The organism is Paenibacillus sp. JCM 9796, from assembly GCF_055379675.1.
On the sequence record NZ_AP043723.1, the window covers coordinates 4,158,967 to 4,185,517 of the forward strand.

Annotated in this window: 20 protein-coding genes; 19 read left to right on the forward strand and 1 reads right to left on the reverse strand. The window is 53.1% G+C overall.

Translation table 11 applies throughout. The features are described 5' to 3' along the window. Positions 1–113: 113 nt before the first annotated feature. From secD to ACZ439_RS20175, 11 genes are all read left to right on the forward strand, one after another. The gene (secD, locus tag ACZ439_RS20125) at positions 114–1,346 is read left to right on the forward strand and encodes a protein translocase subunit SecD (RefSeq protein ID WP_127607068.1); all 1,233 of its coding nucleotides are present in this window, start codon (positions 114–116) and stop codon (positions 1,344–1,346) included. Continuing rightward, positions 1,336–2,259, forward strand: a complete 924-nt coding sequence (gene secF, locus ACZ439_RS20130) for a protein translocase subunit SecF (RefSeq protein WP_127607070.1) — start codon at positions 1,336–1,338, stop codon at positions 2,257–2,259. Before secD ends, secF begins: the two co-directional genes overlap by 11 nt. Before the next feature lie 111 nt (positions 2,260–2,370). Then, a complete protein-coding gene (locus tag ACZ439_RS20135) occupies positions 2,371–3,276 on the forward strand; it encodes a cation diffusion facilitator family transporter (RefSeq protein WP_155613769.1) in 906 nt (301 codons plus the stop codon). 26 nt (positions 3,277–3,302) lie between these two features. Then, positions 3,303–5,756, forward strand: a complete 2,454-nt coding sequence (gene recJ / locus ACZ439_RS20140; RefSeq protein WP_054797605.1) for a single-stranded-DNA-specific exonuclease RecJ — start codon at positions 3,303–3,305, stop codon at positions 5,754–5,756. Beyond that, complete coding sequence (locus ACZ439_RS20145; protein WP_054799929.1) at positions 5,753–6,265, forward strand: adenine phosphoribosyltransferase; 513 nt, start codon at positions 5,753–5,755, stop codon at positions 6,263–6,265. The genes recJ and ACZ439_RS20145 overlap by 4 nt, the downstream gene beginning before the upstream one ends. Positions 6,266–6,488: 223 nt before the next feature. Further along, complete coding sequence (locus tag ACZ439_RS20150; RefSeq protein WP_054797606.1) at positions 6,489–6,704, forward strand: hypothetical protein; 216 nt, start codon at positions 6,489–6,491, stop codon at positions 6,702–6,704. Between the two features lie 142 nt (positions 6,705–6,846). Beyond that, positions 6,847–9,045, forward strand: coding sequence for a RelA/SpoT family protein (locus ACZ439_RS20155; protein WP_127607076.1), 2,199 nt, complete (start codon positions 6,847–6,849; stop codon positions 9,043–9,045). 27 nt (positions 9,046–9,072) lie between these two features. Continuing rightward, positions 9,073–9,522: a D-aminoacyl-tRNA deacylase gene (dtd, locus tag ACZ439_RS20160; protein WP_054797607.1), complete on the forward strand. Its 450-nt coding sequence runs from the start codon at positions 9,073–9,075 to the stop codon at positions 9,520–9,522. An 84-nt stretch (positions 9,523–9,606) separates the two neighbouring features. Continuing rightward, positions 9,607–9,783 (forward strand): hypothetical protein, encoded by a 177-nt coding sequence (locus ACZ439_RS20165; protein WP_155613771.1) that lies wholly within the window; start codon positions 9,607–9,609, stop codon positions 9,781–9,783. Positions 9,784–9,887: 104 nt separating this feature from the next. Beyond that, entirely contained in the window at positions 9,888–11,432 is a 1,545-nt protein-coding gene (locus ACZ439_RS20170) for a coproporphyrinogen III oxidase (protein ID WP_155613772.1), read from the forward strand. 270 nt (positions 11,433–11,702) lie between these two features. Further along, the gene (locus ACZ439_RS20175; protein ID WP_054797608.1) at positions 11,703–13,658 is read left to right on the forward strand and encodes an FAD-dependent oxidoreductase; all 1,956 of its coding nucleotides are present in this window, start codon (positions 11,703–11,705) and stop codon (positions 13,656–13,658) included. A gap of 86 nt (positions 13,659–13,744) precedes the next feature. On the opposite strand, the gene isdG is transcribed toward ACZ439_RS20175, so the two are convergent. Continuing rightward, positions 13,745–14,083, reverse strand: coding sequence for a heme oxygenase (gene isdG / locus ACZ439_RS20180; protein WP_054797609.1), 339 nt, complete (start codon positions 14,081–14,083; stop codon positions 13,745–13,747). 518 nt (positions 14,084–14,601) lie between these two features. On the opposite strand from isdG, the gene isdC reads away from it, so the two are divergent. The 8 genes from isdC to srtB all read left to right on the forward strand — a co-directional run bounded on the left by isdC (position 14,602) and on the right by srtB (position 26,144). Then, positions 14,602–15,384 (forward strand): heme uptake protein IsdC, encoded by a 783-nt coding sequence (gene isdC, locus ACZ439_RS20185; RefSeq protein WP_054797610.1) that lies wholly within the window; start codon positions 14,602–14,604, stop codon positions 15,382–15,384. A 39-nt stretch (positions 15,385–15,423) separates the two neighbouring features. Continuing rightward, entirely contained in the window at positions 15,424–16,959 is a 1,536-nt protein-coding gene (locus tag ACZ439_RS20190) for an NEAT domain-containing protein (protein ID WP_054797611.1), read from the forward strand. A gap of 118 nt (positions 16,960–17,077) precedes the next feature. After that, the gene (isdE, locus tag ACZ439_RS20195) at positions 17,078–17,965 is read left to right on the forward strand and encodes a heme ABC transporter substrate-binding protein IsdE (protein WP_372813050.1); all 888 of its coding nucleotides are present in this window, start codon (positions 17,078–17,080) and stop codon (positions 17,963–17,965) included. Positions 17,966–18,050: 85 nt separating this feature from the next. After that, entirely contained in the window at positions 18,051–19,034 is a 984-nt protein-coding gene (locus ACZ439_RS20200) for a FecCD family ABC transporter permease (RefSeq protein ID WP_127607086.1), read from the forward strand. Then, on the forward strand, positions 19,024–19,794 hold the full coding sequence (locus tag ACZ439_RS20205; protein WP_054797612.1) for an ABC transporter ATP-binding protein: 771 nt from the start codon (positions 19,024–19,026) through the stop codon (positions 19,792–19,794). The genes ACZ439_RS20200 and ACZ439_RS20205 overlap by 11 nt, the downstream gene beginning before the upstream one ends. Before the next feature lie 565 nt (positions 19,795–20,359). Then, positions 20,360–20,752, forward strand: coding sequence for a hypothetical protein (locus ACZ439_RS20210; RefSeq protein ID WP_054799933.1), 393 nt, complete (start codon positions 20,360–20,362; stop codon positions 20,750–20,752). A 137-nt stretch (positions 20,753–20,889) separates the two neighbouring features. Further along, positions 20,890–25,152, forward strand: coding sequence for an NEAT domain-containing protein (locus ACZ439_RS20215; protein ID WP_464620082.1), 4,263 nt, complete (start codon positions 20,890–20,892; stop codon positions 25,150–25,152). Between the two features lie 161 nt (positions 25,153–25,313). Beyond that, positions 25,314–26,144: a class B sortase gene (srtB, locus tag ACZ439_RS20220; RefSeq protein WP_464620083.1), complete on the forward strand. Its 831-nt coding sequence runs from the start codon at positions 25,314–25,316 to the stop codon at positions 26,142–26,144. Positions 26,145–26,551 lie beyond the last annotated feature (407 nt).

A 26,551-nucleotide genomic window follows, 5' to 3' on the forward strand; every position in this document is an offset into this window, starting at 1 on the left:
CATACCCGAGTTTTCCGGGGCCCGTTTAACGGGCTTTTTGGCGATCGATGGCAAATTGACTCGATTTTCGCAGGTGGGTATAATAGGACTATTGAGGGTGGAAGGAGATCGTTATGGACATCAAACGCATCGTCGCATTTGTCGCGATAGTTCTGATCGTATTTGCATCGGTTGGAGTGACGAGCCCGCAGCTGGTGAAGAACATCAAGCTCGGTCTCGACTTGAAAGGCGGATTTGAGATTTTGTATGTAGCGGAGCCGATCGAGGCCGGGAAGCCGGTAACGAGAGAGTCTCTTAACCAAACGGCGCTCAGCCTGGAGCAGCGCGCGAACGCTTTGGGCGTTACGGAGCCGGAGGTTACAACTGAAGGATCCGACAGGATTCGCGTTAAATTTCCAGGGGTCAGCAATGAAGAAGAAGTGCGCAAGGTGATTAAAGAGCCGGCGCAGCTCACTTTCCGGGGTCCGGACGGAACGAAGGAATTGATCGGAAGCGACTTCGTCGAGAACGCGGCCAAAGTCCAGTTCGACCAAACGAACCGGGCTATGATTCAAATCGAGGTTAAAGACAAAGAGAAATTCCGCAAGGTTACCGAGAAGCTGCTCGGTCAACCGATGTCGATTTATTTGGACGAAACGCCGCTTTCCTCTCCGATCGTGCAGCAGGTGCTGACGGACGGCAAAGCGACGATTACCGGTAACTTTACATTCGACGAAGCGAAGAAACTGGCCGATACGATTAATTTGGGTGCGCTTCCGCTGAAGCTCACCGAGAAATATACACAAAGCGTAGGCGCTTCGCTTGGCCAGCTGTCGCTGCAGGAGACGGTGAAGGCGGGGCTTGTCGGCTCAGTTCTCATCTTGTTGTTTATGCTCTTCTTTTACCGGATTCCGGGCTTGGTCGCCTCGATTACGATTATTACATACGCCTGGCTGCTGCTGCTCGTATTCAATCTGATTCATGCGACCTTGACGCTTCCCGGCATCGCAGCCTTCATCCTGGGGATCGGGATGGCGGTCGACGCCAATATCATTACGGCCGAGCGGATCAAAGAAGAAATCCGCAGCGGCAAAAGCATCTTGTCCTCGCTGAAATCGGGCTCGAAGCATTCCTTCCGGACGATCATGGATGCGAACATTACGAATATTATTGCAGGCGCCGTCCTTTTTTACATCGGGAACGGAGCCATTCGGGGCTTTGCGCTGACGAATATGCTGAGCATCGCCTTGAGTGTCGTAACGAACGTCTTCCTTGCGCGGTTCCTGCTCGTCTTGCTGATTCGCGCCAACGTATTTAAAAAGCCTACTTACTATGGCGTAAAGGAGTCGGAAATTCGTGCCCTTTAAAAACAACTCTGCATTTAAAAATTATTTTGACTTTGTCAAAAACCGGAAATATTTTTATATCGCTTCCCTGATTATTTGCGCGCTGGGCGCATGCATGCTGATGTTTAAGGGGTTGAATTACGGTGTCGATTTCCGGGCCGGCACCTCGATGGATATATCGGCCAGCCAATCGATCGATCGGGCGAAAGCGGAAGAGCTGCTCAAGTCGAACGGTACCGAGCCGGCCATCCTGACCCTTGGCGGAGACAATAACAACCGGTTGTCCGTCCGGTTTAACGACATTCTGACCGACGATACGGTGAAGAAGATTAAGGAGAGCTTTGTGGCCGTTTACGGCAGCGACGTCTCGCAAGAAGTAAACACCGTCACGCCGGATATGGCGATCGAGCAGAAGAACAAAGCGCTCTTCGCGATTGGCGCGGCCAGCCTTGCGATTTGTTTGTATGTGACCATACGGTTCGAATGGCGGTTCGCGATCGCTTCGATCATTGCGATTCTGCACGATGCGTTTGTGGTTATCAGCTTCTTCGCGATCTTCCGTTTTGAAGTGAATCTGCCGTTTATGGCGGCGATTTTGACTACGATCGGGTATTCGATTAACGATAAAATCGTAATTTTCGACCGCGTCCGGGAAAACCTCCGCTTTGCCAAGCTGAAATCGACCGAAGACGTGGCCGGTCTGTTGAACGACAGTATTTGGCAAACGATGAAACGGAACATCAATACCGTTATTACCGTCTTGATTGCCGCGGTGTGTTTGCTCGTTCTCGGCAGCCCGGCGATCAAGCTGTTCGCCCTCGCGAAAATTATCGGCTTGACGAGCGGCGCTTACTCTTCGGTCTGTATCGCCGGACCGCTGTGGTATGAATTAAAAAACAAAGCTGTCGGATCCAAGAAGAAAGCCGCCGCGTAAGCAATGCCATGGCCGCCGCAACAAGGCAATATGCGGCGGCTTCGCCCTTTTATCCGGTACATATTTCTTGTCTTTCATCGAACGATAATCACTTTCATGGAGGAGTGCCCCATGACGGAGGAACATAAGAAACGAGCTGCAATCGGCCTGTGGGTCGGAATCGGGGTTAATCTGGGATTAACGGTGTTGAAAGGCGTCGCCGGAATGACGACGCACAGCAAGGCGCTCCTGGCGGACGCCTTGCATTCGGCATCGGATACGGCCGGCGCCATCGCCGGAATCCGCGGACATCGCGCGGGCGGTCCGATCGTTTCGATCCTTTTATCCGTGCTTGCGACGGTGATCGGTGTAGAGATCGTTATCGCCACCGTGAAATCTTTAAGTCAAGAAGCTCCGCAAGCACCGGACCGGCTGGCGTTCGTCATTATCGCTTTATCCATTGTCATTAAAGAAGCGATGTTTCAATATCAATACAGGGTTGGCAAAAAAATCGGGAGCCAGGCGGTGATCGCGAGAGCCTGGGAACACCGTTCCGACATTTACTCGTCCATCGTCGCTTTCATCGGCATTGGGGGAGCGATGCTCGGCCATTACATAGGGATGCCTTTGCTGTATTATTTGGACCCGATTGCCGGACTGCTCATTGCGGTGCTGGTGATGCGCCTGGCCTACCGCTATATGATGGAAGCGGTGCAACATTCGACCGACCGCGTGCTGCGCCAGGAAGATTCGCGCGAACTGTTCGATACGGTGCAGCGGGTGAAGGGGGTCATTTCCATCGACGATTTGCAGGCGAAAGAACACGGGCATTACGTAATCGTCGATATGACGATCAGCGTCAATCCGAGAATTACGATTCTTGAAGGACATGAGATAGCAAAGACAGTGAAACAAACGTTAATGAAACGGTTCATCCACGTATCGGACGTTTACGTGCAGGTTAATCCGTACGATCCGGGCTATCCGTACAAGAGCACGGATGCCGGGCACGATGACATGCCGACGCTGCTTCATTAACGGAGGGATAGGGAGGAACAGCCCGTATGCTTCAGGCTAAAGCAAGATGGAACGTCGGTAAACTGGAAGAGGAGCAAGCTCAGACGATTGCGCAAAGCTTACAGCTGTCTCCGCTGCTCTCGCGTTTGCTGGCGGTTCGGGGGATAACCGACATCGAACATGCGGCTGAGTATTTACATGGCGGGACGGATCGCACCCATGATCCGTTTCTTCTGGACGGCATGGACCGGGCTGTGGAGCGGATACGCCGCGCCATTCGCGATGGCGAGAAGATTCGGGTTTACGGCGATTACGATGCGGACGGCGTGAGCAGCACGTCGCTGATGGTGCACTTGCTGAACCAGCTCGATTGTTCGTTCGATACGTATATCCCGCACCGTGTTCATGAAGGATACGGCTTGAATAAGGCTGCCCTGGATGCGGCAAAGGCGCAGGGAATCGGCTTGATCGTGACCGTAGACACCGGTATTAGCGCCATCGAGCAGGTGGCTTATGCCGCATCGCTCGGCATCGATATCATCGTCACCGATCATCATGAGCCGCCCGAGCAGCTGCCGGCCGCTTATGCGCTGGTCAATCCGAAGAAGCCGGATTGTCCGTACCCGTATAAGCATCTGGCCGGGGTCGGGGTCGCTTTCAAGCTCGCGCAAGCGCTGCTCGGCCGCCTGCCGGAGGAACTGCTCGAATACGTGGCGATCGGCACCATCGCCGATTTAATGCCGCTAACCGGCGAGAACCGGATCATGGTGAAGCAAGGGCTGGAGCGTATGCGAGCGACTTCCTGTGCCGGCATTCGCGCACTGCTGGGCGTCGCCGGCGTCGCGGTCAAGGAAGTAAACTCGACGCATATCGGGTTCTCGCTTGCGCCCCGCATCAATGCGAGCGGCAGGCTGCTCAGCGCCGATGCGGCCGTTCAACTGCTGACTACCGCGAACGAGCAGGAGGCCGAGCAGCTGGCGAACGAGCTGGATCAGCTCAACAAGGAGCGTCAGCGCATCGTTGACGACATGACGAAGCAGGCCGTCGCCATGGTAGAGGAGCTTATAGCAGCGGCCGGAGAATTGCCCAAAGCGATCGTGCTTGCCCAAGAAGGCTGGAACGTCGGCGTCATCGGCATCGTGGCTTCGAAGATGGTCGACCGTTACTACAGGCCGACGATCATTCTCGGCATCGATAAGGAAACCGGTATGGCCAAAGGATCGGCGCGGTCGATCGCGGGCTTCGATATGTACCGGGCTTTGACGCACTGCGACGATCTGATGGATCATTTCGGCGGGCATCAGATGGCTGCGGGAATGACGCTGGAAGCCGGAAATTTACCGGAACTGGGCGAGCGGTTGTGCAAACTGGCGGCAGAGTGGCTGACTGCGGAGGATTACATGCCGCTGCTGCATGCCGACCTTGTTTGCGCTTTTGAAGATATTAACCTGGAGAACATCCGCCAGCTGGAGCAGCTCGGTCCGTTCGGCGCAGGCAATCCGTCTCCCCGTTTGTTGTTCACGGGGCTTGCCTTGAATGAGATGCGTACGATCGGGAAGGAGCATCAGCATTTGAAGCTGTCGCTGCAAAGCGGCGCCCGTGAATCGGCGGCTGCGGTGGAAGCGGTCGGCTTTGGGAAAGGGTCGCTGTCGGAATGGATTTCCCCGGCGTCCGCCACCCTGGATGTGCTCGGCGAGCTGTCGGTCAACGAATGGAACGGCGTCCGGCGTCCGCAAATTATGATTCAGGATTTGAGAGTGCCGACCGTTCAGCTGTTCGATTGGCGGGGTGCGGCCAAGCCTGAACGTAAAGTAGCCGAGCTGCTGGAGAAACTGAAGCGTAAACCCGCGCAGGCGGCGTCCGGCAATTGGCCGGCTGCGGTCGTTTCGTTCGGCAGCTCGCTGCCCGAAGCTTTGAAGCCGTTCAGCGCGGATACGGCGTTGTGGACGGTCGACATCTCAGCCAGATTTCACCCGCAGAACGAGCTTGCGCGCAAGTTCTCTATATCCGAAGCGCGCGATATCGTCCTGTTCTCGATTCCCGATACGATGGAACAAATCGAAGCGCTCGGCTCGCAAGCCGGCGCGGTCGAGCGATATTACGCCGTGTACGGCGATACGGACAGCGACCGGCAGGCCGGTGTCATGCCAGGCCGGGATATGTTCAAGACGGTGTACGGCGCCGCAGTGTGGCTGGAGAAGAACGAAACGCCGCGCACCGGTTATTGCCAGGCGATCGCCAAACGAGCCGGGCTTTCGCCCGCGCTCGTCCGGTTTATGATGGAGGTCTTCGCTGAGCTTGGACTGGCCGAACCGACGGCCGACGGTTACCGCTTAGTCCCATCGGCGACGAAGAAAGATTTATCCGCCTCCTTGTTGTACCGCGCGCGGATGAAGCGTCCGGACGTGGAGCAAGCGATGCTGTACTCATCCGCTAAAGAATTGTTGGATAAATTAATGGAATACCAACCGAGAGAAACCTTATTGGAGGAAATTGTATGAATTTCAAAGATTATATCCGGGTTATTAATGATTTCCCGCAGCCTGGCATCAGCTTTAAGGACATTACGACGTTATTGAAGAACGGCCAGGCTTATCGAGAGGTCATTGGGCAGCTGACCGAGCGTTTGCAGGGCAAACAAATCGATCTGATCGCAGGGCCTGAAGCCCGCGGCTTCGTTATCGGAGCGCCGCTCGCGATTGCGCTTGGCGTCGGCTTCGTGCCGATCCGCAAAAGCGGTAAACTGCCCGGTGAAACGATTGAAGCCGATTATGCGCTCGAATACGGCAAAGATAAGCTGGCGATGCATAAAGACGCTATTGCGCCTGGGCAAAAAGTGTTGATCGCCGATGATCTGCTCGCTACGGGCGGCACAATCGCGACCTCGATCAATTTGGTGAAGCAGTTGGGCGGAGAAGTGGTAGGGGCAGCGTTTCTGATCGAGCTGCTCGAACTGAACGGTAGAGAAAAACTGGACGGTGCGGAAATATTTTCACTCATCCAATATTAATCGCGGGGCCCTCCGGGGCCTCTTTTTTGATCTCGCAGAAGGTCGTATTGTGCAGGCCGGCCCCTCGCACCCGTCCTGCTCTGCACACCCATGCAGGGGTTCAGCGCAAGTGACAGGCAGCTTGCTGCGTCAGTTTCCATAGGTATGGGGTAAGAAAGTACAAGCGCCCTGGAGCGTCAGCCAGACAAAAAACTTACCCCAGTCCGCCAAAGGAGTCATGACGATGATGAATACCATGAGCCGCCATGTAAACGCTCCATCGATACAGTTAAATGACGCCCTCCTGAAGGAAAGAAAGAAGCTGGAAGCGCTTTTTGCCGTTCAGACGGGAGCAGGCGGCGGGGATGCGGCCGAACGCGCGTTGGACGAACGGCTGCTGCAGATCGACAGCGCCTTGACGCGCATTCGTATAGGCAAGCACGGGGCGCGAGAAGGCTGAGCCGAGTGAGCGGACTGTGACCGCTTACGGCAAGGCTGAGCGGAATCCGCGCAAAATGTCGGTTTGTCCCGTAAATTCTTGACGCAGGGCCCGGTTCAAGGGCATAATGGATTAAAATCGAATTAAGGGAATGGATAGACCGATGGGGATAGAGCAGCTTCTTGAGAAGGCATCCAGTTATATCAAAGAACAGGATCTCACTCGAATCCGGGAAGCCTACGAATTTGCCGACCAAGCCCATTACGGTCAAGTGCGCAAGTCGGGCGAACCGTATATTTTGCATCCGCTCGCGGTAGCGGAAATTTTGGTCAACATGCAAATGGATACGATCTCCATTATTGCCGCGCTGCTTCATGACGTGGTGGAGGATACGACCGTCTCGCTCGAAACCGTACGTGAGAAATTCGGGGCAACCTGTGCGATGATCGTCGACGGCTTAACGAAGCTGGAGAAGATCAAATTCAAGAGTAAAGAAGAACACCAGAACGAGAACTATCGTAAAATGTTCGTCGCGATGGCTCAGGATATACGCGTCATTTTGATCAAACTCGCCGACCGTCTGCACAATATGCGCACCTTGAAGCATCAGTCGGAAGAAGCGCAGCGGCGGATCGCGGACGAGACGCTGGAAATTTTTTGCCCGATCGCGCATCGTCTCGGGATTTCTGCGATCAAGTGGGAGATGGAGGATATCGCCCTCCGTTATTTGAATCCGCAGCAGTACTACCGGATCGTCAACCTGATGCAGAAAAAACGCACCGAGCGCGAGCAATACATCAATGATGTCATTCAGAACGTCAGCGAAAAGCTGAACGAAATGGGTATCGACGGCGATATTTCCGGTCGTCCCAAGCATATTTACAGCATCTATAAGAAAATGACCGCGCGCAACAAGCAGTTCAATGAAATTTACGACCTGCTTGCTTTGCGCATCATTGTCGACAATATCAAGGATTGCTACGCCACGCTCGGAATTATTCATACGTTGTGGAAACCGATGCCGGGCCGCTTCAAGGATTACATCGCGATGCCGAAACCGAATATGTACCAGTCTCTCCATACGACCGTCATTGGGCCGAAGGGGGAGCCGCTGGAGGTGCAGATCCGCACGTTCGAGATGCATCGCACGTCCGAGTACGGGGTAGCGGCGCATTGGGCCTATAAGGAGGGCACCAACGTCCCTTCCGGGGGCTATGAAGACAAGATGCAGTTCATCCGCGAAATTATTGAGCTGCAAAATGAAGCGCAGGACGCCTCCGAGTTCGTCGAGTCGTTGAAGATGGACTTTTTCTCGGATCTCGTGTTCGTCTTCACGCCTAAGGGTGAAGTCATCGAGCTGCCGGCCGGGTCTGTGCCGCTCGATTTTGCATACCGGATTCATACGGAGGTCGGCAACCGGACGATCGGCGCGAAAGTGAACGGACGCATCGTGCCGCTCGACTATAAAATTAAGACCGGCGACATCGTGGAGATTCTCACCTCGAAGCATTCGTACGGTCCGAGCCAGGATTGGGTGAAAATTGCGCAGTCGTCGCACGCCCGGACGAAAATCCGGCAATGGTTCAAGAAGGAACGCCGCGAAGAAAACGTAATCAAGGGCCACGAAATGATCGAGCGCGAAGTGAAGCGACTCGGCTTCGAGCCGTCTGTGGTTATGAAAGACGACGAGATGCTCGAGGTGGCGAAGAAGTTCAACTTCCACGAGGTCGAAGATATGTTGTCCGCGGTCGGCTTCGGCGGCATTACGGCGGCGCAGATTGTGACCCGCTTGACGGAGAAAGTGCGCAGGGAAGCGGAAGAAGCCCAGCAGCAGGCGCTTCAGCTCACGTCTGAAGTGAAAGAGATGAGGGCGCCGGGCATGGACAAGGAGCGCAAAGGGCGCCCGACCAACGGCGTTAGAGTCAAGGGCGTGGACAACGTGCTTGTCCGTTTTGCGCGCTGCTGCAACCCGGTGCCGGGGGACTATATCATCGGCTACATTACACGCGGACGGGGCGTCTCGGTGCACCGGTCCGACTGTACGAACATTCCTTCGGCGGAATGCAGCGACGAAGGCAACCGTGTTATCGACGTGGAGTGGGCGGACGATGTCGAGGCGAACTACAACGTCGAGATCGAAATTACGGGTCACGACCGCCGGGGATTGTTGAACGAGGTGCTGCAGGCGGTGTCTGAAAGCAAGACGGTGCTTTCCGCCGTGTCGGGCCGTTCGGATAAGAATAAGATGGCGATGATTCATATGACGATTCTCATTCGCAATATCGATCACCTGCATGCGGTTGTCGAGAAAATCAAACGCGTCAAGGACGTGTATTCGGTGCAGCGGATTATGCAGGCTTAACTTGGACAGGAAACGGGGCAGACCATAGTGAAAGTCGTATTGCAGCGCAGCAAAGCGGCGCAGGTAACGGTAGACGGTGTTACGGTCGGACGGATCGACGCCGGGCTCGTGCTGCTCGTCGGCATCGCAGAAGGCGACACGGAGCAGGATGCCCGGTATGTCGCCGAGAAGGTGGCGGGGCTGCGCATCTTTGAAGACGAGTCCGGAAAAATGAACTTGTCGGTGCTGGACACCGGAGGTCAAATCTTATCGGTATCGCAATTTACGCTGTATGGCGATGTCCGTAAAGGAAAACGTCCGAATTTCATGGCGGCGGCCCGGCCGGAGACGGCTGAACCGCTGTACGAACGATTTAACGAGCTGCTGCGGGATCAAGGGCTGAAGGTGGAAACCGGCAAGTTCGGCGCCATGATGGACGTATCGCTCGTCAACGACGGGCCGGTTACGCTCATTGTGGAGAGCAAGCCCGGGGCATAAAGGGATAAGGCAGTCGCTTTTGGGGAACCCTGACAGGTGTGGACGCAATCTCACATCCAGACGGACCCGAAGGAGACACACGGTATGTACCGATCGCCGAAAGAACAAATCGCGACAATGCCGGAGCTGTTCACGGCTCTCGGTCATATGGGAGAGGCAGTGGCGCTTCTATCGTCAGAGGGGACGGCGGGCGAAATGAGCTCCACATTCTCTTCCGCGCACGAGCAATTGAAACGAACGCCGCGCAAGACGTTTCGTTAACGACGAATAGGCCGTTCTCGCAGGCAGGCTGCGAAAACGGCCTATTTCTTTTCCAGTCCGGGGCAAATGTGCTACACTATGGCTAGTTTTAAATGAAGGGCGAGATGAAGTTGAAAATAGAGCTGGAACGCGTCGGATTCGGCGAGCAGGCGAGCGAGCCGTTTCATATAGGCAAGTTGTTTTTTGAAGAGGTGGAGACGGTGTACGAACCGTCGGAAGACGCCGATCTGCATCTGCGTATCGAAGTGCGGGTGGACGAAGCCGGGGGGCATGTGACGGCGCAGGCGAAGCTGACCGATCGGGCTGACGGCACTGTCTGCGAATGGACGCACACGCGCGCCGCAGCGCAGCGGGATGAAGGGTACAAACGAACCGCGAAGCGGGCGGCCAACTACGCTTTGCTGCAGGTGCTTGGCGAGTACACCGGCATGGAGCAGCCTTGGGGCACGCTGACCGGCGTCCGTCCCACGAAGCTGATGCACAACCTGATGATGAAGAACAACAGTATCGAGGCGTGCAAGCAGGTGCTGCGCGACGAATACCTCGTGACGGAACCGAAGGTCGAGCTGCTGGCCGAAATTGCGCAGCGGCAATTGAACGTCATCCCGGATTTGTTCCGGCTCGATCGCGAGGTGAGCGTGTACATCGGAATTCCGTTCTGTCCGACCAAGTGCGCGTACTGCACGTTTCCCGCCTACGATATCCGGGGGAACACAGGGTCGGTGGATGCTTTCCTGGAAGGGCTCCACGTCGAAATCCGCGAGATGGGCCGCTGGATGCGCGCGGCGGGCGTGAGCATCACGACGATTTATTGGGGCGGCGGCACGCCGACGAGCATTACGGCGGAGCAGATGGAATCGTTATTCGTGACGATGCGCGAAGCGTTCCCGGGTATGGATCGCGTGCGGGAGCTGACGGTGGAAGCCGGACGGCCGGATACGATCACCGAGGATAAGATCGAAGTGATGAAACGGTTTGGCGTCGACCGGATCAGCATCAACCCGCAAAGCTTCACGCAGGCGACGCTCGATACGATCGGTCGCCACCATACGGTGACGGAGACGATCGAGAAGTTCAATCTGGCCCGCCGGCTTGGCATGAACAATATCAACATGGACCTGATCATCGGATTGCCGAACGAAGGGATGGCGGAGCTTGAACGGACGCTTGAACAAACCGGGAAGCTGATGCCGGAATCGTTGACCGTCCATACGCTGTCGTTCAAACGGGCGTCCCGCATGACGAAGAACAAAGACGCGTATGAGGTGGCGGAGCGCGACGAAATCACCGAGATGATCAAGCTCACATCGGATTGGACGGAACGCCGCGGTTATGTGCCTTACTACATGTACAGGCAGAAAAACATTCTCGGCAATCAGGAGAACGTCGGCTACGCGCTGAAAGGGTACGAGAGCTTGTACAACATCCTCATGATGGAAGAACGCCAGACGATTATCGGCCTCGGCTGCGGCGCTGTCAGCAAGGTGCTGTTTCCGAAGGTGGAGCATGAGGACGGGTACGAACAGCGGATCGAGCGCTTCCCGAATCCCAAGGAGCCGGCGGCGTACAACCAGGCATACCGCGAGTATATCGAGAAAAAAATTCGCCTGCTTGACGAAGCCTACGGGCTCGGCGTCGCACCATCGTAACAGTTGCGGCAGGGAAGGCGAAACTGGGAAGGCGAAGCCTGGGGGATTCGAAAGCGCATGAGCAAGTGCGCGCAACAGCAGTTGACGGCTTGAAGGCGTGAAGGCAAGTTGCGCTTAAAGGGAGGGGAGCTGAGGGCTGCCCTATCCCTTTGCGGCCGCGCGTTGTCGCTTTTGCGCGAATGTTGAAACCTTTTGAGGTGGCCTTACGTATGTAAAAGGGGCGGAAGCCGGGCTGAAACGGACTTTTTATTCTAGTACGAGAGGTGTATTATGGCGGGCAATTCCAATTATGCTTCGGGCGGAAGTCTGAAGGGCTACATAGGCGTACTCGTGGCGCTCGTATTGATCGCGGCGGCAGCAAGCGGACTTTACGTATGGCAGAAGAAAGCGGCGGTCCAGAACGTTAAAGCCGGTCAAGTACAAAAGCTTCAGGAAGTTCAAACTGTGAAAACGCCGAAGGAGCAGTACGACGTCATCGTAGCCGGCACCGATCCGGAGGGCGTCGCAGCCGCTGTCTCGGCTTCGCGCAACGGATTGAAGACGCTGCTAGTGGACGGGCGCGATCGCGGCGTGCTGGGCGGCTTAATGACGCTGGGCTGGCTCAACAGTCTGGACATGAACTATGAACCGGAGAAAAGCATTCTGCACAAGCGCGAGGTGCTGAACCAAGGTATTTTCAGCGCTTGGTACAGTAAAATCGAAGGCGATTCGTTCGACGTCGTGACGGCGGCGAATGCGTTCAACGAGCTGGTGGCGGCGGAGAAAAATATCGACGTGCTGCTCAAGGTACAGGCGATGGAGCCGGTCGTGCAAGCGGGAGGCGCAGCTCAGACGGTGACGGGCTTGAAGCTGACGCTGGCGGACGGCACGACGCAAACCGTTAAGGCGGGCGCGGTGATCGATGCCACGCAGGATGCCGACATCGCCGCGCAGGCTGGCGTTCCGTATACGACGGGCCGCGAGGACCTTGGCGACAAGAAGGCGCGCATGGCGGTAACCCTCGTGTTCCGGCTGAAGAACATTACGCCGGATGTGTGGAAGAAAGTGCAGGAGCGTCTGGAGAATGACGGTGATGCGGGAACAGGCGCCAATGCGATGAGCGCATGGGGCTACAAGGAGATGAAGGATTATCCGCCGCTTAATAAAGAGCGGGTCGCGATGCGGGGGCTGAACATCGGTCGTCAGAACGACAATACGATGCTGATCAATGCGCTGCAAGTTTTCGGCATCGACGGCACGGACGCCAAGTCCAGAGCGGAAGCGTTCGAGCTTGCGAAGAACGAGCTGCCGAACATCGTCGCTTACATGAAAGAGAAGTATCCGGAATTCGCCGGCATCGAGCTCGATGCCACGGCACCGGAGCTGTATGTTCGCGAAACGCGGCACATTCAAGGGGAATACCGGTTGAGCATTCTGGACGTGCTGGAAAATCGCGACCAGTGGGATCGCATCGCTTTTGGCGAGTACCCGGTCGACATTCAGCGTATGTCTCCTGCGGATACTGGTGCGGTCGTTACCGATCCGAAGCAGTACGCGGTGCCGTTCCGCAGCATCGTGCCGCTGAAGGTCGACGGGCTGCTCGTGGTCGGCCGCGCTGCCAGCTATGACTCGCTGCCGCACGGTACGGCGCGCGTCATTCCGGTCGGCATGGCCGCCGGCGAAGCCGCCGGAGCGGCCGTGAAGATCGCTGCCGAACAGAAGCTTTCGTTCCGGCAGATGGCCGCCTCTAAGGAAGCCATCGCCGTGCTGCACCAAACGTTGAGCGCGCAGGGCATGGTACTGAATCCGTACGAGCTCAAGCCGGAGCCGTTCATGCAGCATAAAGCGTATGAGGGCTTGAAGGCGGCCGTCACGCTTGGCTTGGCGACGGGCGGCTACGATAACAACTTTGCGCTCGATGCGAAGAGCAACCAGCAGCGCATGGTCAATATGCTCGAGGGCATGCGCAAATTCAAGCCTTCGGTAATGACGGGCAATCCGGCGGCCGCGCTCGCCAAGGGCTCCGATCCGAAGAAGCTGCCGGTGACGATGGATCAAGCCGCTTATATGCTGGCGCTGCTGTTGAAAGTTGAAGCCGCGGAGAACAATGCAGTCAGCGCGCTGCAGAGCAAAGGCTACTTGACTCCGGCTACCGTGGAAGCGATCGCGGACAAGCAGGAGCTGACGAACGGCGACACGTATATGATGATTAAGGATGTCTACCAGGTATTAAGGAATGACAAATAAATAACGACAATCAACCGCGATACAAAAAGGTCGAATCGAGAGATTCGGCCTTTTTGCAGTACACCCGGTTACGGGTGCATTATGCATTAACCAACGGATAAAGAAGCGTCTCCTGCAACGATGGGATGGCGGACAATTTTCACCTCGTAGAACGTAATTTTGTTGGAGATGATGTAATCGGGCTTCTCACGATGAGAATGGGATTCCCGGAAAGCATCGCTGCGCGTCCACGCATTGAAGTCTTCCTTCGAGTTCCAGCGCGTAACGACGGTTACTTCATCGTATTCCTTCGTGTTTTCAGTCAAAAGAACTTCCAGACCGAGAAATCCTTGCATATACTCGACTTTGCCTACTTTGTCAAAGCGCTCAATCAGCTTGTGAGCTTCTCCATTCGTAATGTGAGAGGTGTTTGTAACAATGATCATGGTTAACTCCTCCTTGTGGTTTATACAGGTTTAAGCGGGATCATGACAGGATAATCGTCTTCGAACTTCACTTTAGCGGTATAACTCGCATTGGTGACCAAATTGTGACAATCCTTGATAAAAAAATAATAGATGAGAATGAATATCATTGTCAACATATTTTATGGTATGATTATCCAAAAACATGCAAGAAAACAGTTTCTTATTGAGCGATTAGTAAAGATTAGATCAAGAAAACATCTGATTTTGAGGATTTATACGGCGTTAAGCCATGCTGAAAAGTGTTGACATTTTCTAGCAGCTTAAGCTATCATCAAGCCGTTGGGAAAATTTTGGACTCGTGTGGACACATTTTTTTAGGTTCGAGGTGTTGTGATGCTGAAGCAGCGGTCTCGGTAGGGGAGATGTAGAAATGATTCGAATCATGTTGAGTCGTCATTTTTTTTGAGCTATCATTGAGAATGATAATCATTATCTTGTCATTAATTTATCCAAGGAAAATGGAGGAAGAACGATAAATGAAAAGAAGGTTAGCTTTGCCGTCCTTTGTCATCGCGCTGCTATGGGCACTGCAACTGGTTATCTCGCCGGCTGCGCAAGCCGCTTCAGATTTGGCAGATGGTGCATACAGAATCGACTACGTGATCACGAAGGCGGAGAATGATTCTGTATCCATGGCCAACGACTATTTCGAAAAGCCGGCTTTGTTGAATGTTAAAAGCGGAGAAATCACGGCACAGATTCAATTGAACCACAGTAAATGGATCACGGTATTTAAAACGCCGGCTGGCAGCGATTTCGCTGATGCGAAGGTGATCAGAAGCGATAACGAAGAAGATACCCGGGTGGTTCAGTTCAAGATCGATGATCTGAGCAAGCCTTTGATTTCGAAAATTCACGTGACGGTACCGGATATTGATTATGATCACGATTATACGATCAGGTTCATCTTTGACCCAAAAACGATCAAGAGCACGGGAGCCGCACCGGCCAAGAGCGAACCGCCTGCAGCAGCCAAACCCTCCGAGGCCACGAAGAACAGCGCACCGGCTTCTAATTCACAGGGAAGCAAAACTGCCGAGAACAGCAAGTCTGGCGCGGACAAGGCCGCAGCGGGCCAATCGGCTCCGGTGTCTGCCGCCAAATCTTCAGGATCTGCAAATGCGGGTCAAGGATCGGCCGTTGTGAATCCTCAAACCGGGGACGAGGCCCCGATCGGTATGCTGGCAGGTATGCTGGTTGTATCCGGCTTGTTTGTGGCGTATCAGATTCATGGAAGAAAGCGTCGTCAACAGCCCTGATCAAATAAAAATAGGGCAGCCGGAGGGAGAGAGCCTATTTTGAGCAATCGTATACAAAAAGCAGTTTTCGTATGGACGATGTTGTTTGCACTGCTGGCAGCCGTTCAGACACCTGCGGTCTATGCGGATGGAAACTTAACGGGCGGGGAGAGTCCCGGTGGAGGCGTTCCTGTCGTTAACTCGAATCCACACGGAATTGCAGACGGTACGTACAGCATGGCTTACAAATTTCTTAAGTTTAACACGACCGATACTTCGGTGATGCAGGATTATGTCATTACACCGGGAAGGCTGACGGTCCAGAATGGAACGATGTTCGTCGAGATCACGTTAAAGCAAAGCAAGGAAACCACCGATTTTAAAATTGACACCGGCGAAGGCTTGTACTCTCCGGAAGTGACCCAAACGGATGAGCAGAAGAATACGCGAACCGTGAAGTTCGAGGTCAAAGACCTGACCGAGAAATTAAAAGGGTGGGTCAAGGTTTACTGGCAGGTAAGTCCAACTTTCCTGTACGATCACGAATATGATATCCACCTGACGTTCGACAAATCTACGATCAAGGCGATCGCGAGCGGGGCAAATCCGGCACAAGATCATGCGAATAAGCCGTTCTTGGAAAAATACACAGAGGGAGAATATGCCATCGAGTATGCGCTGAATCTACGGGGCTCCAAGCAAACATCGGTAACGAATGACTATGTGAAGCACCCGGCCAAGCTGGTGCTGAAGGAAGGGAAGAGCTATCTGGCGGTCACGGTGTCCAACAAGGAAGTGACGGGACTAAAGATCGAGAAGGACGGCGTCTTGACCGATGCGGAAGTCGTCTCGACGAACGGGCAGCGGAATGAAAGAACGCTGCGGTTCGAAGTGAAGGACACCAAGACGAAAATATTCGCCCAATTCATTCTTGCGGTGCCAGGCCAAGACAAGGAAGAGAGCAACGTAGAATTTGTACTGGATGGAAGCAGCGTGAAGCCGTATGTAGAGCAGCCGGCCGACGATGGGTTAACCGAGACGGGTAAACAACCGGACACAGGCAGCATTGCCGATCTTGAAGATCACTGGGCCAAGGCATCCATCGAACGAGCCGCAGGTTTAGACATTGTGAACGGCTATGAAGACGGGATATTCCGTCCGAATGCTGACATTAACCGTGCAGAGTTTACGACGCTGCTGAGCAGGACGTTGAAGCTGGGGCCAAGCACGAAGGCGTTGAGCTTCACCGATCTGGCGGACATTCCGGAGTGGGTGAAACCGCATCTGGCCCCTGTGGTGGAAAACGGAATTATTGGAGGATATGAGGACGGTTCGTTCCGTGCCGAGCGCAAGATCAGCCGTGCGGAATTGGCGGTCATCATCGTACGCGCGTTGAAGCTGGACGTAGAGGCGAACGCGCAGGCAACCTTCGCGGATGCGGACCGCATACCGCAGTGGGCGCAAGCGGAAGTGGCGGCAGCGCACAAGCTGGGTATCATAAGCGGGCGGGATAACAACCTGTTTGCCCCTGATGAAAGCGCGACGCGTGCTGAAGCGGTCACCCTGATCCTCGCATTGAACCATGATGTAAAATAATAAGCTTGGACTAACATGGCTGCAGACCTTGGAGGATACCGGCACCCGGTGTCTTCGGGTATTTCTAAGCCATTATGTGTAGAGGGCAAATTGGATTGAAAGGAGCGATAAGCATAAAATGCGCATGAAATCATGGATGGGCGCTTCACTCGTATCATTGGCCGTCCTCGTAACCGGCTGCTCCGGCAACGTGGCAACAGGCGCATTGTCAACTGGGGAAACACCGGCAGCGGAGAACTACAGAGTCGTATCGACGACAGTAGCAGCGACTCAATTCACAGATGCCCTGGAACTCGATCTGGTGGGCATTCCGACCAGCTCCAAGGTGTTGCCTAAACGCTATGATGGGGTAACGAAGGTTGGTAATCCGATGACACCGAATATGGAAATTGTCAAGTCGCTTGATCCGACTGAAGTGCTGTCCGTTACGACCTTGGAATACGATTTGGCCCCGGTATTTAAGAATGCGGGCATCACGGCAAAATTTCTCGATTTCACCAGTCTGGACACGATGAGCCAAGCCATTCTTGATATGGGAACCAGATATGGTCGGGAAAATCAGGCAAAGGCTATTGTGGATGGATATAAGGCCAAGGTGGAGCAGATCAAGAAGCAGGTCGAGGGCAAGCCTCAGCCAACGGTGCTGATCCTGCTCGGCGTGCCCGGAAGCTATTTGGTCGCTACCGAAAATTCCTATATCGGAGATTTGGTAAGGCTTGCGGGGGGCAAGAACATCGTGCAGGGGGAAAGCGTTGAATATCTGGCTTCCAATACGGAATATTTACAGAAGTCCAATCCCGACGTCATTTTGCGCGCAGCCCACGGCATGCCTGAGGAAGTCGTAAAGATGTTTGAGAAGGAATTCAAGAAGAATGACATATGGAAGCATTTCTCCGCTGTGCAAAATAATCGGGTGTATGACCTGCCGGAGGAGCTTTTTCCGACCACGGGCAATTTTGCTGTGAGCGAAGCGCTGGAAGCGACGGTGAAAATGCTGTATCCCTAAAAGCCGTAAAAACCCGCATGAACGCACATGAATTCATGTGCAGAACCGTATGACGATAACCTACACCTAACAAAGGATGCTTGGGATGAACAAAAAGGTATGGAGCATATGGGGGGTCATTGTCCTCCTGATCGCGGTCACTGTCTACTCCGCCAGCACGGGCAGTATTAAAGTCGGGGGACTTGAGCTGATCCAAGGATTATTTACAGGAACGAACAAACAGGTAGAGGTCATCCGGGATTTGAGACTTCCACGTATTATCGTTGCGCTGTTCGTAGGGGCGGCTCTTGCCGTTTCCGGGGTGCTGCTGCAAGCTGTGATGCGCAGCTCGCTGGCGGACGCAGGGGTCATCGGGATCTCGTCAGGAGCCGGCTTTGTCTCGGTTCTGACCGTGTCGATCTTCCCGAACCTGTTTTTCTGGATGCCTTTGTTCGCGTGCCTGGGGGGAGCTTTGGCTTGTTTCTTGGTCTATTCGTTTTCATGGAAATCGGGTCTGATTCCGATCCGGATTATTCTGGTCGGGATTGCCATTAATGCAACCTTCAGCGGATTGGGACAATCCTTTAATTATCGTGGCAGCTACGCGGTCACGAGCATCAATCAGGCGGTCACCTCCATCCTCACGATGAAGAACTGGGGTGATGTGCATATTATGCTGGTTTATGGAACCATCGGGCTTCTGCTCGCCTGGCTGGTCAGTCCGTGGTGCAATTTGCTTGCCCTGCAGGACAAATCGGCTAAGAATGTCGGGCTTCACGTATCCCGGGCACGGCTGTGGATTTCGGCGATTGCCGTGCTGCTGGCAGCAGTGGCCACAGCCATTGGCGGGCTTATTGCCTTCGTTGGACTGCTTGTCCCTCATATTGCACGTCTGCTGGTCGGATCGGATCATAAGGTGTTGATTCCGTTCTCCGCCCTGGCGGGGGCTTTATTGATTCTGACTGCGGACACGCTGGGCAGAACCGTGCTCGCTCCGGCGGAAATTCCGGCCTCCATTATTATGACCGTTATCGGGGGGCCCTTCTTAATATTTTTGCTCAGGAAGAGTGATCGCGTCTATGGACATTAAGCAGCTGAGCTTCTCGTACGATAAAAAGAAAGACCAGCTCATGGGGATCAACTGTCAGTTTCAGCATGGCAAAATTACAACGATCATCGGTCCGAACGGCTGCGGGAAATCGACCTTGCTCGGGGTCATGTCACAGAATTACATGCCGCACAGCGGAGAGGTTATTCTGGACGGCAAGGCTATCGCCAGCTACAAGCCCCGGGAGCTCGCTCAGAGGCTTGCTGTCGTTCACCAACAGAATGAGGCTCCGCTGGATTTAACGGTTGAGAAGCTGACGAGCTTCGGAAGAATGGCATACAAAGGGCTGTTCTCCGGACATGGGGAAGAGGATGAGAAGGCCGTCGACTGGGCCTTAAGCTGCACCAATTTGCTGGAGAAGCGGGGAGTGACGCTGGACCAGCTTTCCGGCGGGGAGAAGCAGCGGGTGTGGATTGCGATGGCGCTCGCCCAGCAGACGCAAATTTTGTTTCTGGACGAACCGACTACATTTCTGGACATCTACTATCAGATTGAAGTGCTGGAGCTTGTCAAGAGCTTGAACGTGTCCCATGGATTGACCATTATTATGGTGCTGCATGATATCAATCAGGCGATTCGTTACAGTGACGAAATTGTCGTGATGAAGCATGGTCGCGTGGAGCTTCAGGGAGCGCCTCAGGAGATCATTACGGCGCAGACGATTCAATCTGTCTATGGGGTGCAGTCTATCATCCGGCAGGATGAGGAGGCCGGGATGATTGTTTTGCCTGTGGGGATCTGATTGTAATGTTCGTGTATAACAAACGATGAATAGTTCCATTAGGCATAAAGACATGTCTCTATGTCTAGTTCATCTATGCCCTCAAAGAACGGCCCCCTGTTCATCCATTTGAGCGTTCAGGGGGAGAGAGTCTGCATCTGCTAAGGCTTGCATTCTGTTTTTGCGTCCCTCGGAAGCAAAATAAATTAGGGGTTTTTCATGTAAATTTAAAGAAAAAATAGCAGGAAAAATAGATATTGACAAAATTTAGAACGCAAATATAAGATAGGGGTGTCGAAAGATGGTGCACACGTCATCGATGTTCTGAAGAGAAGGGGTACTTGTTTATAGGCCTAATCATGTACCTCAGCCGCAGAAGTTTTTTTTTACATCCAGACTGATAATGATTATCATTATCTACAAAATCTGCTTTTTCTGTGGCATTCAAACACGCAGGAAAGGAGGACGGGAAGTCCGGTTCATTGTTTTGCAGCTTCGAGGGTCGCCCGTGTTTAATTAGTTTCTGCTTGTTCAACGCGTTCATGTCCTAAGCACAAAACCAAAAAAACCAAGGAGTGTGTTAATAATGAGAATGTCCATGAAAAAGACTTTTTCGATGATGCTGATGCTTTTCGTATTCGCGCTTGCTCTGGCCGTACCGGCTTTCGCGGCCGCTTCTAACTATGAATTTTTGGATGCTGCCGGCAATCCTTCTCCACATGCAAGCTCCTTCACTAATGATGCGGTTGTTTCGGGAAGCACAGTTACGGTGCATTATGACACGGATTATATTTACGGGTTGAAAGTCTATAATTCTGCAACAGATGCATACGACACCATTACAGGCACAGTGTCGGGCGACTTCATTTATTTTACGTTTGACGTTGCTGACTTTGAAGAAAATCTGCCGGTTCAGCTTGGAGTGAATGCGGGTCCTCATAGCGGATATATGAATTTGCAAATTAAATGGAATCTTTAATTTACAGATAAGTAGTGAAGAATGGCTCAGCACCAGGGGCCATTCTTCACTTGCAATAAAGACATTTACTGTTTTTACAAGGTTGAATAACCATTTTTGTATCGATAAATGGAATCTGTTTGAGGAGAGACGATCAATTGACTAAGCAAATTCAGAAAACAATGGCAATTTGGCTTGCCTTCGTATTATTGCTGTCTGCCCTGCAAATCGGGTCGGTATCGGCGGCGGAAACATCCTCTATCGTGCCTGATGGGGAATATGCGATCGGATACCGGTATGTTAAGGATACAAACCATTCGGAAGTATCGGCTGCCAACGCCTATATGCTGCCGAATACAGGAAAGCTGATTATACAGAATGGTCATGCGAAATTCGAGAATCAGATTACGAAGGAAAACTACGCTACATTCGCCTATTTCGGCTCGCGTATGGCAGGCAGAGACAAGGCGGTCATTCATGAAGAGGTAGGAAAAGCACCGGTCGTTACTGGAATTGAAGGCTATAAGCCGGTTGTGACCCGATTGACGGAAGACGGCAGGAATGTCATCGTGCAAATGGAAATCGAGGATATCAGTAAGATCCAGGATCTTTTACTTCATGTTGACGATAAAGATAATATTTTCAAATTACCTGTACCTTATAACTATTGGTATCATGTCGGATTGGAACTGGATATAAGCCAAATCGTCATTCCCGATCCCGGTAATGGCGAGGGCGGGAGCGGGGGCCCTGGTAATGGCGGAGATAACGGTAATGAACCGGTTACGCTGGCCATGTTTAACGAACTGGCTACAGTGGCGCGTTCTGTTTATGCCAGTACCTATGAAGGAACCGGGGACGGATACTACCCGGTCGGCTCGAAAGCGGAGTTCTATCTCAGCATCACCCAATCGGAAACCATTGCAGCTAATGCGGGCGGAGAACCGACGATCATCAAGGCGGCCTATAATAAACTTAAGGCGGCTCTAGACAAATACAATGCCCTGAAGATTGTTGTGGACAAGGCGCCTTTAATCCAGTTAATTGAAGAAATAAGAGCTTTTACGCAAACGGCCAAGGATGGCGGGGCAGCTGAGGGAGGGCCGGGCAATCAGGTTGTCTATGCCTTCTCGGAGAACGAGTATCCCTACCCCACGGTTCAAGGTTTTGTTAATAGGACCCAAGCTGCATCGAATGTTGTAGCTGATGTCTACGCTTCTCCCGAAGACGTATCCAAACAATATAATAATTTGTATAATGGCGATTCCCTCACACCTGGATTTAAAGATATACAAAAGCGGAAGTTTGTGGCGTCTGCCGTTAACATCCTGATTCTGGATTCGGATACGGATACTGCTACGGAATCGGTTTATGCGAATGAATTCAAGCATACAGCCACTATCCTGCAGCAAGCGGAAGATCCGTATTATCAGGCGTATGCGAATATTACTTTTGTAAATCCTGCCGGTGAGCTTGATGTGAAAAGACTTTCTCCTAATGCCGCAGGCTCCTATGGAACGTCGTATTCGCTCGCCGCGTCTGCCGTGAAGAATCAGTCGGATGCGCAGAACAAGGTTTATCAACCCGCTATTCGGTATGCTTCTGCAGATGACTCCAAGTGGCGGGGGTTAACAGGTTTGAGGTACACGGTGAACGGTGTGACCAAAACCGTTTACATCAGCTTCAATGCGGATCAGCTTGCAGCCTTAAACAATTCCGTTGCCTACGCCAGACAGCTTCATGAAGGTGCGGTGGAAGGCACGGAGCCGGGACAATATCAAGCCGGAGCCAAAGCGACGCTGTTAGAGGCTATTGAGCTTGCGGCGGTTACCGGAAGCAAGCTTGCCGCTTCAAGGCCGCAAATCGCCGACGCTTCTGCGAAATTGCAGGCGGCAGTCGATGCGTTCCAAGCATCGGTGATCCCTGCCAACCCTGATCCTGGAACAGGAAATCCGAACGAGTATCCGATCGGCTTTACGATTTATAAAAAGGGCACCGATCAAAACTCCGTGATGTATGATTATGTGGACCGGAACAGCGGCAAGCTAGTGTTGGAGAACGACAAGTACTATGTGTCCTTCACGTTGAAGCAAAGCAAGGAAGTCGTATCGTTCAAAACGAAGCAAAACGGCGTACTACAGGAAACAGAGACTGTAAGCACCGATGAGGCAGCCAATACACGTACAGTCCGCTTTGAAGTTGAAGACTTAACGGCTCGCAAGGATGGATGGGTCAAAATTTATTGGCAGATCACCGACTCCTACCTGTATGACCATGAATATGACGTAGAACTGGGCTTCAGCAACTTGCCTGTGCTTCCTGTGAGCAAGACGACGCTGAACAGCAAAATCACAGAAGCTGAAGCTAAGTATCAAGCAGCCGCAGAGGGCAGCTCGCCCGGCCAATATGCGGCAGGGGCCAAGGCTGCCCTGCAAAAGGCAATTGATACGGCTAAAGACGTTTCCTCTAGTACGACAGCGACACAACAAGCTGTGAATGAAGCTGTGAATGCTCTGAAAAAAGCTTTGGTCATCTTTAACGCTTCCGAGATTCTGGCGGATGCAAGCTACACCTTCAGCTTGCCTGCCATGATTACCGATGCAACGGGAGCGCCAATCAGCAATTATGTTTCCAGCGGTGCGAAGTTTGAGGTGAGCAGCGGCAAGCAGGTAGCCACTTTCGAATTGAAAGCCGGTGTGAAGCTTAAAAAGATTCAAATGAAAAAAGCAGACGGCAGTCTGGAAGACGTGGAAAAGGTTACAGCTGCTGCCAAGCAAGCGGGAGTTGTGACCGTGTTAAGCGCGGACGGCGCTGCATCGGCAATCAGCTTTGAAGTGAAGGATCGTACGGCTGTGTACGTGCTAAGCCTCGTGGATGCCGATCAGACGGAGCGTGCCTTTGAAATTGCGTTCGCTGAAGTAGCGCTTGTTCCACCTCCGACAACCAATCCGGAGGGGCCTGGTGGAGGCGGACCTGGCAGTGGAGGACCCGGCGGTGGAGGACCCGGCGGTGGAGGCACGACACCTAATATTCATGGAATTCCGGATGGCACGTACAGCATCGCTTACAGGTTCCTGAAGTATAACACGAACGAAACTTCGGTGATGCAGGACTATGTCATTACACCGGGAAGGCTGACGGTCCAGAATGGAACGATGTTCGTCGAGATTACGTTACAGCAAAGCAAGGAAGTCACGGATTTTAAAATTGACAATGGCGGAGGTATGTCCACTCCGGAAGTGAGCCAAACGGACGAAGAGAAAAATACGCGGACCGTAAAGTTCCAGGTCAATGACCTGACGGAAAAATTAAAAGGCTGGGTCAAGATTTACTGGCAGGTGAGCCCGGACTTCTTGTACGATCATGAGTATGATGTTCACCTGACCTTCGACAAATCTACGATCAAGGCGATCGCGAGCGGGGCAAATCCAGCGCAAGATGATGCGAATAAGCCGTTCTTGGAAAAATACACAGAGGGAGAATATGCCATCGAGTATGCGCTGAATCTACGGGGCTCCAAGCAAACATCGGTAACGAATGACTATGTGAAGCACCCGGCCAAGCTGGTGCTGAAGGAAGGGAAGAGCTATCTGGTCGTCACGGTGTCAAACAAGGAAGTTACGGGATTGAAGATCGAGAAGGACGGCGTCTTGACCGATGCGGAAGTCGTCTCGACGAACGAGCAGCGGAATGAAAGAACGCTGCAGTTCGAAGTGAAGGACACCAGGACGAAAATATTCGCCCAATTCATTCTTGCGGTGCCAGGCAAATACAATGGAGAGTACAACGTAGAATTTGTACTGGACGGAAACAGCGTGAAGCTGTATAAGGAGCAGCCTTCGGATAACGGACAAATCAAGCCGGGCAAACAGCAGGGCGTAAGCGGCAGCTTCGCAGATCTTGAAGACCATTGGGCGAAGGCGGCCATTGAACGAGCCGTAGGGCTCGGCATCGTGAACGGCTACGAAGACGGTACGTTCCGTCCGGATGCCGAAATTAACCGTGCGGAATTTACGACGCTGCTGAGCAGGACGTTAAAGCTGGTCCCAAGCACGGAAGAACTGAGCTTCACCGATCTGGAGAACATTCCGGAGTGGGTGAAACCGCATCTGGCTCCTGTGGTGCAAGCCGGAATTATCGGGGGGTATGAAGACGGTTCGTTCCGTGCCGAGCGCAAGATCAGCCGTGCGGAGCTGGCGGTCATCATCGTACGTGCGTTGAAGCTGGACGTAGAGGCGAACGCGCAGTCGACTTTCGAGGACGCAGGCAGCATTCCACAGTGGGCGCAAGCCGAAGTGGCGGCAGCGAATGAGCTGGGTATAATTAGCGGACGGGACAACAACCTGTTTGCTCCTAATGAAAGCGCGACGCGCGCAGAAGCGGTCACCCTAATCCTGGCTCTGAACAATTATGTAAAGTAATAAGCTGGTACTAGCATAGCTGCAAAAACCTGAGGATGCCGGAACCCCGGCGTCCTCAGGTATTTTTAATCCGATTTGAACAAGGCCGGCAGAGGATACTTACGGAGAATTTAACCGAAGAATAGAGACGGTTAACTTTGGAGCGGGGGAGGCGTCGGCACATGCATCGGGTCTGGACCCTGCTGGCGGTTGCTGTGTTTATGTATGCCTCGATTCGATTGACGGCCGTTGGTTGGGGATACTACGAGAACCGTAAGGTGCTCGCTGAGGCGAGCCGAATGTTCGCAGCAGAGCAAGTTAAGGAATCGTTCTCTTCTGCGGGAGCCAGTGCCGTAGCGGAGAGCGTCTACGGTGGGGGGAGCGAGCGTCCGATTCGCAGCTCGTTCAAGCCGCTGCTGGAGCTGAATCCAGACGTAGTGGGGTGGATCAGGCTGGAGGGCAGTCGGATCGATTATCCCGTGGTTCAAGGTTCTGATAACGAGCATTACTTATATCGCAACTATAAAGGAGAGGCATCCAAGGCGGGCAGCATTTTCCTCGATTTTCGCAATAACATTGGAGCGGACGACCGCAATACGATTATTTACGGCCACCGGATGAAGGATGGTACCATGTTTGGCGAATTGAAGCAGTATGTGAATCGGGACTACTATGATACGCATCGGAAAATCCGTTTCGACACCTTGTATGAATCTTATACGGCTGAGGTTTTTGCGGCTTATTATACGACAACGGATTTTAATTATATAGAAACGGAATTTAACGATGAGGGGGCTTATGCGGCCTTTCTGGAGAATATTCAGAAAAAATCACTGTATCCGAGGGATGTGGAGCCTGGCACCGAGGACCGGATTATAACTTTGTCCACCTGTGATTATTTGCTGGACCCGGTGGCAGGCAGATTTGTCGTACATGCCCGGTTGGTGAAGGATGAAGCGGGCAAAGCTTTTCATGCTGATCATGAAACAGCCGAAATTTCGCAGACTCGATAAAATAATATACATGTCAGGTTTATGGAATGTATATGTTATGTTTTCCTGGTAATCGTTAAACGTCTTCATCAGCATGCTTCATCCCGGCCGGGTCTGATCACGGGCAGAACGCAATCAGAGCGGAGTGTCGCCCCAGGACGCCTGGGCGGGCGGTGGACACGGTTTTCGCCACCCGCCTTCAATTTCGGGCTTGCCGTTTATGCGCAGCAGCGTATGCTTGACTTTGCCAAAATTCGCAGTTAAAATGTGAACATTGAAAGTCATTGATGCGATCCATGGATGGGAACAAGTAATTCGAACCTTGCATAGGACAGAGAGGGAAGCCCAGGCTGCAAGCTTCCTTATGCGAATCGGATGAACAGACCTCCCGGAGGACAGTCGGGGAACCCCGGCGCTACCCGCGCTTT

Bases quoted from the DNA above. Each gene is read 5' to 3' on its own strand.
- ACZ439_RS20170 (WP_155613772.1), top strand. From the start codon at position 9,888: ATGAAGTTGAAAATAGAGCTGGAACGCGTCGGATTCGGCGAGCAGGCG.
- ACZ439_RS20175 (WP_054797608.1), top strand. From the start codon at position 11,703: ATGGCGGGCAATTCCAATTATGCTTCGGGCGGAAGTCTGAAGGGCTAC.
- recJ (WP_054797605.1), top strand. From the start codon at position 3,303: ATGCTTCAGGCTAAAGCAAGATGGAACGTCGGTAAACTGGAAGAGGAG.
- ACZ439_RS20135 (WP_155613769.1), top strand. From the start codon at position 2,371: ATGACGGAGGAACATAAGAAACGAGCTGCAATCGGCCTGTGGGTCGGA.
- isdG (WP_054797609.1), bottom strand. From the start codon at position 14,083: ATGATCATTGTTACAAACACCTCTCACATTACGAATGGAGAAGCTCAC.
- ACZ439_RS20205 (WP_054797612.1), top strand. From the start codon at position 19,024: ATGGACATTAAGCAGCTGAGCTTCTCGTACGATAAAAAGAAAGACCAG.
- isdC (WP_054797610.1), top strand. From the start codon at position 14,602: ATGAAAAGAAGGTTAGCTTTGCCGTCCTTTGTCATCGCGCTGCTATGG.
- ACZ439_RS20200 (WP_127607086.1), top strand. From the start codon at position 18,051: ATGAACAAAAAGGTATGGAGCATATGGGGGGTCATTGTCCTCCTGATC.
- srtB (WP_464620083.1), top strand. From the start codon at position 25,314: ATGCATCGGGTCTGGACCCTGCTGGCGGTTGCTGTGTTTATGTATGCC.
- ACZ439_RS20210 (WP_054799933.1), top strand. From the start codon at position 20,360: ATGAGAATGTCCATGAAAAAGACTTTTTCGATGATGCTGATGCTTTTC.
- ACZ439_RS20145 (WP_054799929.1), top strand. From the start codon at position 5,753: ATGAATTTCAAAGATTATATCCGGGTTATTAATGATTTCCCGCAGCCT.
- isdE (WP_372813050.1), top strand. From the start codon at position 17,078: ATGCGCATGAAATCATGGATGGGCGCTTCACTCGTATCATTGGCCGTC.
- ACZ439_RS20155 (WP_127607076.1), top strand. From the start codon at position 6,847: ATGGGGATAGAGCAGCTTCTTGAGAAGGCATCCAGTTATATCAAAGAA.
- secD (WP_127607068.1), top strand. From the start codon at position 114: ATGGACATCAAACGCATCGTCGCATTTGTCGCGATAGTTCTGATCGTA.
- ACZ439_RS20165 (WP_155613771.1), top strand. From the start codon at position 9,607: ATGTACCGATCGCCGAAAGAACAAATCGCGACAATGCCGGAGCTGTTC.
- ACZ439_RS20150 (WP_054797606.1), top strand. From the start codon at position 6,489: ATGATGAATACCATGAGCCGCCATGTAAACGCTCCATCGATACAGTTA.